Source organism: Neobacillus drentensis (assembly GCF_036962765.1).
GTDB lineage: Bacteria > Bacillota > Bacilli > Bacillales > Cytobacillaceae > Neobacillus > Neobacillus drentensis_C.
Map to the genome: position 1 here is coordinate 1 of NZ_JBALOS010000164.1, position 9,161 is coordinate 9,161.

Annotated in this window: 8 protein-coding genes and 1 riboswitch; all 8 genes read left to right on the forward strand. The window is 38.2% G+C overall.

The features are described 5' to 3' along the window. Positions 1 to 95 precede the first annotated feature (95 nt). Positions 96 to 2,045, forward strand: a complete 1,950-nt coding sequence (locus tag V7137_RS19980) for an LTA synthase family protein (protein WP_335699697.1) — start codon at positions 96 to 98, stop codon at positions 2,043 to 2,045. 136 nt (positions 2,046 to 2,181) lie between these two features. Then, positions 2,182 to 4,218, forward strand: a complete 2,037-nt coding sequence (locus V7137_RS19985; RefSeq protein WP_335699698.1) for a YhgE/Pip domain-containing protein — start codon at positions 2,182 to 2,184, stop codon at positions 4,216 to 4,218. A gap of 135 nt (positions 4,219 to 4,353) precedes the next feature. Then, a riboswitch (SAM riboswitch) is annotated at positions 4,354 to 4,450 on the forward strand. 51 nt (positions 4,451 to 4,501) lie between these two features. After that, entirely contained in the window at positions 4,502 to 4,657 is a 156-nt protein-coding gene (locus tag V7137_RS19990) for a YezD family protein (protein ID WP_335699699.1), read from the forward strand. Between the two features lie 77 nt (positions 4,658 to 4,734). Further along, the gene (locus tag V7137_RS19995; protein ID WP_335699700.1) at positions 4,735 to 5,451 is read left to right on the forward strand and encodes a phosphoadenylyl-sulfate reductase; all 717 of its coding nucleotides are present in this window, start codon (positions 4,735 to 4,737) and stop codon (positions 5,449 to 5,451) included. 58 nt (positions 5,452 to 5,509) lie between these two features. Further along, positions 5,510 to 6,658: a sulfate adenylyltransferase gene (gene sat / locus V7137_RS20000; RefSeq protein ID WP_335699705.1), complete on the forward strand. Its 1,149-nt coding sequence runs from the start codon at positions 5,510 to 5,512 to the stop codon at positions 6,656 to 6,658. Between the two features lie 14 nt (positions 6,659 to 6,672). After that, positions 6,673 to 7,275: an adenylyl-sulfate kinase gene (gene cysC, locus V7137_RS20005; protein WP_335699701.1), complete on the forward strand. Its 603-nt coding sequence runs from the start codon at positions 6,673 to 6,675 to the stop codon at positions 7,273 to 7,275. Between the two features lie 87 nt (positions 7,276 to 7,362). Continuing rightward, positions 7,363 to 8,091, forward strand: coding sequence for a sirohydrochlorin chelatase (locus V7137_RS20010; RefSeq protein ID WP_335699702.1), 729 nt, complete (start codon positions 7,363 to 7,365; stop codon positions 8,089 to 8,091). 145 nt (positions 8,092 to 8,236) lie between these two features. After that, positions 8,237 to 9,121, forward strand: coding sequence for a YitT family protein (locus V7137_RS20015; RefSeq protein WP_335699706.1), 885 nt, complete (start codon positions 8,237 to 8,239; stop codon positions 9,119 to 9,121). Positions 9,122 to 9,161 lie beyond the last annotated feature (40 nt).

Consider the following 9,161-nt stretch of genomic DNA (forward strand, 5'->3'; position numbering starts at 1 on the left):
CGTTACAATAGATGTTAGTCTATTAGGAGCAATACCATCCATTTAAAAATAAAGACTGTAATTATATAATCATAGATTTCAAGGTAGGTGCTATTATGAATAACTTATTGCAAAGAGGTCAAAGTATTTTTAATAAATATGTTGGCTTTTTCTTTTTGACAGTATTTTTCTTATGGATAAAAACATATATCGTTCAATTAACGCAATTTAACTTAGGAATAGAAAATTCTCTTCAGAAGTTTCTATTATTTATCAATCCGCTTGGATCTGCTTTACTTTTCTTAGGCGTTGCTTTCTTTTTAAAAGGTAGAAAAAAGTATATTGGGCTGATTGTAATAGATTTTCTTTTATCGTTTCTTTTATATGCAAATGTCTTATTTTACCGATTCTTTAGTGATTTTATTACCTTACCAACCTTAACGCAGACTCAAAACTTTGGCGATGTTAGCAGCAGTGTCTTTTCATTATTAAAGCCATATGATTTTTTATTCTTCATTGACACCATTGTGTTAATTGCCTTACTTGTTTTTCGTTTTGTAAAAATAGAAGCAAACGACATGAATCGTGGGAAAGTTGCGGCGCTATTTTCAATGGCCATTGCGATTTCAAGTGCGAATTTAGCCTTAGCTGAAACGGACCGTCCTCAATTATTAACTAGAGGATTTGACCGAAACTATATCGTGAAATATTTAGGAATGTACAATTACACCATTTATGATGCTGTCCAAAGTACGAAAGCATCAGCACAAAGAGTTATGGCGAGCAGTGATGATATTACTGAAGTCGTTAACTATACAAAATCTAATTATGCAGAGCCAAATCCAGCTTACTATGGTGCTGGAAAAGGGATGAATGTCATCTATTTACATCTTGAATCCATGCAAAACTTCCTTATTAATTACAAGTTGAATGGGGAAGAAGTAACGCCATTTTTAAATTCATTAACGAAAGATCAAAATACCCTATACTTTGATAACTTCTTCCATCAAACTGGACAAGGGAAAACATCGGATGCTGAATTTATGTTGGAAAATTCATTATATGGATTATCTCAAGGTTCAGCTTACACGACGAAAGGATTAAACACTTATCAGGCTGCACCTGCCATTTTGGGTCAGCAAGGCTACACGTCAGCAGTGTTCCACGGGAATTCAGGAAGCTTCTGGAATCGTAATGAAATTTATAAATCATTTGGCTTCAACAAGTTCTTTGATTCAAACTACTATCAAATAGATTCTAAAGACTTAGCTGAGTATGGGCTGAAGGACAAGCCTTTTTATGAGCAATCCATTCCGCTGTTGGAATCTTTACCAGAGCCTTTCTATACAAAATTTATTACGGTATCAAATCATTATCCGTATCCAATTAATGAAGAAGACGCAACGATTGCACCAGGTACAACCGGTGATAAATCTGTTGATGGTTATTTTCAAACCGCACGATATGCGGATGAAGCATTGAAGCAATTCTTTGATTACCTGAAAAAATCTGGTTTATACGATCGTTCCATTATTGTCATGTATGGTGATCACTATGGAATTTCTGAAAACCATAATAAAGCAATGTCACAAGTAATGGGTAAAGAAATTACACCATTTGAAAATAGTGGATTACAGCGTGTACCATTATTTATTCGTGTTCCAGGAATGGAAGGTGGGGTAAACCACGAATACGGTGGTCAAATCGATCTTCTTCCAACACTTCTTCACTTACTTGGAACCGATACAAAAGAGTATGTTCAATTTGGAACCGACCTACTATCTAAACAGCATGATGATTTAGTGCCATTTAGAAATGGAGATTTTGTAAGTTCAACAATCACATCTATTGATGGTAAATTCTATGATTCCAAAACGGGAATGAAATTAGATAAAGCCAAAAATGAAGAAGCAAAGAAAGATCAGAAAAGCGTCGAATATAAATTAAAGCTTTCAGATAAAGTCGTGAATGGAGATTTATTACGCTTCTATAAACCTGAAAACTTTACACCTGTTGACCGTTCGCAATACAATTATAATGTTGATAACAATGATGTTACTAAATAAAAAACTGCCTGAGAAAAATTCTCAGGCAGTTTTTTTTGTTGGTGAACCTCTTTCATCTAATACTTATGTCCCCTGAATCAAAATTTTCAAATAGTGTAAAGATAATGGAAATAGAATGTCTGTAAAGGGGGGAATTATGATTGGGAAGGTTTGGCACGTTTATATAACAGATTGGAAAAATATCAGTCGTGTTCCTACAGTCTTGTTTTTAGTGATGGCACTTATGGCCCTGCCTTCTGCATATGCTTGGGTAAACATTAAGTCAATGTGGGACCCATATGGCAATACATCAGGGATTCGTGTGGCTGTTAGTAACGAGGATGAAGGAACGCAGGTACGCGGGAAAAAAATAAATGTTGGAAATGATACCGTAAAAATTCTTAGAAGGAATCATCAACTTGGTTGGGTCTTTGTCAATCGGAAGGAAGCAGAAAGTGGTGTGGACAAAGGAAGTTATTATGCCTATCTCATTATTCCCAAGGATTTTTCGAAGAAGCTGTCCAGTATTCTTGAGGTCAATCCCCAAAAACCAGAAATCGAGTTCGCTGTAAATGAAAAGATCAATGCTGTAGCTCCGAAAATTGCCAGTTCAGGAGCCTCAAGCGTAACCGCTCAAATAAGCCAAGCTTTTATCAAAACAGTAAGCGATGCAATTTTCAAAGGATTTTATAAAGCTGGTATTGAACTGGAACAAGCACTACCATCCATTAATAATGTGGAAAAACAGATTTTTGAATTAGAAAAGGCTCTGCCGGAGATTGAGAAAATGGGTATAAAGGCAATTGAACTTGAGAGAAAGTTGCCTGAAATACAGGAAAAAGGGCAAAAGATTATTGAGTTAGAACAGAGAATACCAGAGATTCAGCAGGCAGGTAACAGTATCTTAAAGGTTGAAGCAAGTTTGCCGCTAATAAAGGAAACTGGTGACAAAGTGATTGTCCTGCAAGAAAAGATTTCAGGATTGCAGAATAGCAAAGATATAATCACAGGTATAGGGACCAATTTAACAGTAATTGAAACCGAAATAAAACAAACCCTAGATCAAATGAAGGGGGCCGGAGCCGAAGAGACTGAAACTACAACTAGTCAAGGTCAGCTTAGTCAGATATACGAGGAACTAGTAAAAATCCGTCGTAATGTAAATGAAACACAGGCCGGTCTTCAACAGCAAGTGGACACAATGACCAAGGGGATTAATTCAGCAGTCGATTTTTTTAAAAATGATTTTCCAACCTATGAATTAAAAATACATAAGGCTGCCGACTTTGCCCGAACGGATTTGCCAAAAGTGGAGGAGGACATTCGAAAAGCTTCCGACCTAATTAGAACAAGGCTCCCTGCTGTAGTAGAAGCAGTCCACAAAGCAGCGGACTTTGCTCGTAACGATTTACCAGGATTTGAGACGAAAATAAGGAGTGCTGCAGATAAAATTAGAAGGTTCGAAAGCAGTGTAAATATGTACAATTTAATCCAATTTCTAAAGCATGATCCGCAAAAGGAAAGTAGTTTCTTGTCTAATCCGATTTTATTAAAAACAAAGCGGTTATTTCCTATTCCGAACTATGGATCCGCAATGACTCCGTTTTACACATTGCTTGCTCTTTGGGTAGGAGCGACACTTTTAATTGCCTCACTAAAAGTGGATGTTGAAAATCCAGATACTGGTTTTAACGGTTACCAGCTTTTTTTAGGAAGGCTTTTTACGTTTCTTACCATCGGAATCTTTCAAGCTGCTATTGTGTCCATTGGAGATTTGTTCTTCATTCATACGTATGTGGTGGACAAACTCTGGTTTGTACTATTAAGTATTTTTATCAGCATGGTGTTTGTCACTATCACTTATTCCTTATGTTCGGTCTTTGGCAATATCGGAAAAGGGTTATCAATCATCTTCTTGGTGCTACAAATCTCAAGTTCTGGTGCTACCTTTCCAGTGAGTTTGACTTCATCTTTTTTTCAAACCATTAACCCTTTTATGCCATTTACCTATGCGGTAAGTATGCTCCGTGAAACAGTCGGTGGAATGATCGTGGATGTAGTGTTAAAAGATATTAGGGCAATGGTTGTCTTTATTGTTTTGAGCTTACTTTTAGCTCTCCTCTTAAAAAAACCATTAAGTAAACGGATTCAACAAACAGCAGAAAAAGCAAGAACAACAAAGATTATTCCGTAAATTAATCAATATAGTAAATAAGAACGAGGCAGACAATCTAACATGTCTGCCTCGTTCATTTCTTACGGAATTCTTCATTTACACTTTTTAAAATATTATAACAAATCATCTTGACAATTCCTATGTGTATGGTAGGATTAATANNGCTGAGGGTCTGGTCCGATGAAGCACGGCAACCTGCATTGCAAGGTGCCAATTCCAGCAAAATGATTCTTATTTTGGGAGATAAGGTTTTAAATGCCTTTCCTGAATGGATGGGCGTTTTTTTTAGGGGGCGAATCATTTGGTAAGCTCAGACTGGCAAGAGATACAGGAACATATTGAACGGATGCTCGATTCATTAAAATATGGTTCTATTACTCTAATAGTACAAGATGGGAAAATCGTGCAAATTGAAAAAAATGAAAAAGTTCGTCTTCAATCAAATAGAATTCGCTGACTAGACAAACTAGAGGCCGTCTACACCCAACCCGGGGTGAATGTCTGCCATCTTACTTTAGAAGGGGGTCCATTGGGATGACAAAAGCAGTGACGTATGAAGATTGGAATCAAATTTCTGATACTTTTTCCATACAAGACAAGACAAAAGGAGCTCGCTCTGTTTTAGAATGGGCATTCAGCCAGTATCCTGAAGATAAAATAATCTATGCCTCCAGTTTTGGTGCAGAAGCCATCGTGTTAATCGATTTAATTTATCAAGTGAAAAAAGATGCTCAGATTGTTTTTTTAGATACAGGCCTTCACTTTCCTGAAACGTATGAGGTAATCGATAAAATTGAGGCGCGTTTTCCAGAGTTACAAATTGAGAGAAAAACACCAAAATTGACCTTAGACCAGCAAGCAGCGGAGTACGGTTCGGCATTATGGAAAAGGGAACCTAATCAGTGCTGTCAAATCAGGAAAGTCATTCCTTTACGCGAGGCATTAACCCCAAAAGACGCATGGATTTCAGGTCTTCGCAGGGAGCAGTCTCCAACGAGGAAGGATACTCAATTCATCAATAAGGATGATAAATTTCAAAATATAAAAATCTGTCCCCTCATTCACTGGACTTGGGATGAGGTTTGGGAATACATCAGGGAAAAGGACCTTCCATATAACCAATTGCATGACCAAAACTATCCAAGTATAGGCTGTTTCCCTTGTACACAAGCGGTTGGAACAAATGGTGACTCCCGTGAAGGACGTTGGTCAGGCAGCAGTAAAACGGAATGCGGATTGCACTCTAAGTAAAGAAGAGCCATCCGAAGGAAACAAATAAATGAAAACTTCAAAAGAAAGGTTGATAAACATGTCATACTTACCAAAGCCTCATGGAGGAGAACTTATCCAAGCGTTTGACCCTAATTACGATCTATCATCTGTAGCAAGAGAATTGGAAATTGATGCGATTGCCTTAAGTGACCTTGAATTAATCGGAATTGGCCTGTTTAGTCCTTTAAAAGGGTTTCTTGGAAAAGCAGATTATGAATCCGTTGTGAACAATATGCGCTTAGCAGACAATACGATTTGGTCGATTCCAGTAACACTCCCAGTTTCTTATCAAGTAGCTGAAACACTTGTTGTTGGAGAAGAAATCAAACTTACTCACAAAAATGTGGTTTATGGAGTCATTAAAGTTTCAGAATGGTATGAACCTGATTTAGACAAGGAAGCACTTGAAGTCTATAAAACAGAAGAACTTGCTCACCCAGGTGTAAAGCGACTTTATGAAAGAGGTCCTGTCTATGTGGCGGGTGAAATCGTGTTAGTAAAGAAATCAGAAAAAGGAGTATTCGGTGATGTATGGTTTGAGCCAAAGGAAACTCGGGCCATTTTCGAAGAAAAGGGCTGGAAGACAGTTGTAGGCTTCCAAACTAGGAATCCAATTCATCGTGCACATGAATACATCCAAAAAGCTGCCCTTGAGACAGTTGATGGCTTGTTTGTAAACCCGCTTGTTGGGGAAACAAAGTCAGATGATGTCCCTGCAGAGGTTCGTCTAAAAAGCTATCGTGTGTTACTTGATAATTATTATCCAAGCGAGCGTGTCCAGTTAGGTGTATATCCAGCAGCAATGAGATATGCAGGTCCAAGGGAAGCGATTTTCCATGCGCTTGCCCGGAAGAATTTCGGCTGCACTCATTTCATTGTCGGCCGTGACCATGCCGGAGTTGGCAACTATTACGGAACATACGATGCACAGTACATTTTTAGTAATTTTACTGAAGAAGAGCTTGGTATTAAGCCATTGTTCTTTGAACATAGCTTCTATTGCACTAAATGTGAAGGAATGGCTTCTGATAAAACTTGCCCGCATAGCAAGGAAGACAGAGTAATCCTTTCTGGTACAAAGGTAAGAGAGATGCTTCGTTCAGGCGTGCTGCCTCCATCCACCTTTAGCCGTAAAGAGGTTGTAGAAGTCCTAATCGAAGGAATGAAAGAAACAGCATCCGTGTAGGAGGAAAAAGAACTATGGCTAAACCAACAAATATTACATGGCATGAAACATCTATTTCAAAAGAAAATCGGCGCGAAAAAAATGGGCATGGAAGCTGTGCTCTTTGGTTTACTGGACTCTCAGGGTCTGGTAAATCAACCATCGCCAATGCTGTATCACACGAACTATTCCGCCAGGGAATCAGTGAGTATGTTCTTGATGGGGACAATATTCGTCACGGTTTAAATAAGGATCTTGGTTTTTCCGATTATGACCGAACAGAAAATATCAGAAGAATTGGTGAAGTGGCTAAATTGTTTGTCGATAGTGGAAAAGTAGTGACAACCGCCTTTATTTCTCCATTCCGTTCTGATCGTGATCAAGTGCGCGCTTTGTTTGAAGACAGTGAATTTATTGAAGTGTTCATAAATTGTCCGATTGAAGAATGTGAACGTCGCGATCCAAAGCAGCTTTATGCGAAAGCACGCCGTGGTGAGATAAAGGATTTTACAGGTATCGACTCACCTTATGAAGCACCTGAGCAACCGGAAATCACTATTAACTCTGATCAAGTAACAGTAGAAGAGGCAGTGGACCAAGTCTTTGCTTATTTGAGAGAGAAAAACATTCTCAAATAAGCGGTGGTTCCTTCGCTTTTGATGAGAAGTATGATACTCTCATTAATGGTAAAAATATGATAGACAAGCAAGGAAGGAGCAGTGCGGGTGAAAGCAATTCTGTACATTGGTCATGGGACAAGGTCAAAAGAGGGCGCTGAAGAAGCCAAATCTTTTATACATAGAGTGATGGATCGAATAAATGTGGAAATTCAGGAAATCTGTTTTCTCGAGTTGACCAAGCCAGGTATTGAAGAGGGCTTTCTGCACTGTGTGGATAAAGGAGCGACAGAGATTACTGTCGTTCCTTTATTTTTATTGGCTGCAGGTCATATTAAAGAAGATATTCCACAAGCTCTTTCTTCTCTTTGCAAGAGGTTTCCAACTATTAACGTTAATATCAGAGATCCTTTTGGTGTTCATGGGAAGATTCTCGATGGGATTGCGGAGCTGGTTAGGAAAACAGTTGTTGATTTATCAGCACATGATTCGATCTTAATTGTCGGAAGGGGAAGTAGTGACAAGAGCATTCACACAGCATTCACTGCGATAACCAAGGGAATTAGTGATCGACTTGGAATAAAGAATGTTGCGGTTTGCTTTTTAGCAGCAACTGAGCCAAGGCTTAAAGAAGGTCTAGAGACCATTTCTAAAGATACTGCCGGTAAAGTAATTGTTATTCCTTATTTATTATTTTCTGGTCTGCTTTTAAAGGAAGTGGACCAAATGGTCAAGAAGAGACAAACGTTAGGTCAGCAAATTATCCACACAGGTCAGTTAAGTAAACATCGGGTTATTGAAGATATTATTATTGAACGAGCAACAGAAGGTGAATAAATGAGTAACAGTTGCTAAAATCAATTGGATTTTAGCTATTTTTTTGGAGAAATTGGGGAGATTAATCCAAGTAAGTGATAACAAAGATGAACTTAAGTTCATCNNAAATAATGAATGGCTAAATTTTACGGAAAGAAGTGATTATGTGACAGAACTTACTCAAGAAAAAATTCAACACCGGAAGTTACCACTCAGAAAGATTATTCTCAGGGCAATCGCCATCACTATTGGAGCTATTCTTATGGCAACCGGGTTAGAAATATTTCTCGTTCCAAACCATGTTATTGATGGAGGAATTACAGGTATTTCCATCATGCTTGCACATATAACTGGCTGGAAATTAGGGCTCTTCATCCTCATTTTAAACTTACCATTTGTTTATATGGGATATAAGCAGATGGGAAAAACCTTTGCTATTTCGACTGTGTACGGAATTATCGTTTTATCGATTTTTACTTCATTTTTTCACCCCATTCCCGCATTTACCGACGACATTCTTCTGGCAACCGTTTTTGGAGGGATGATTCTAGGAATTGGTGTTGGTGTAGTCATCCGTAATGGCGGCGCGCTGGACGGAACAGAAATACTGGCACTTTTGATCACGAAAAAAGTCCCGTTTTCGGTTGGACAAATTATCATGTTCATTAATATTTTTATTTTAGGAGCTGCTGGTTTTGTATTTAGCTGGGATCGCGCCATGTATTCCTTGTTGGCTTATGTTATTGCATCGAAGGCGATTGATACAGTTGTAGCCGGCTTAGAAGAATCAAAATCTGTTTGGATTATAAGTGATGAAGCAGAAGAGATTGGAAATGCCATAAATGCTAGGCTTGGAAGGGGAGTAACATACATTAAAGGGCAAGGTGCATTCACTGGTGATAGTAAGAAGGTCATCTTCAGTATTATTACGAGGTTGGAAGAGTCTAAGTTAAACACAATTGTTCAGGATATAGATCCGTCTGCATTTTTAGCGATCGGTGATATATCGGAAGTTCGCGGTGGCCGTTTTAAGAAGAAAGATATCCATTAAAAGAGGCTATTTTCGCATTTCTTGTTGTTTTTCGTAAAAG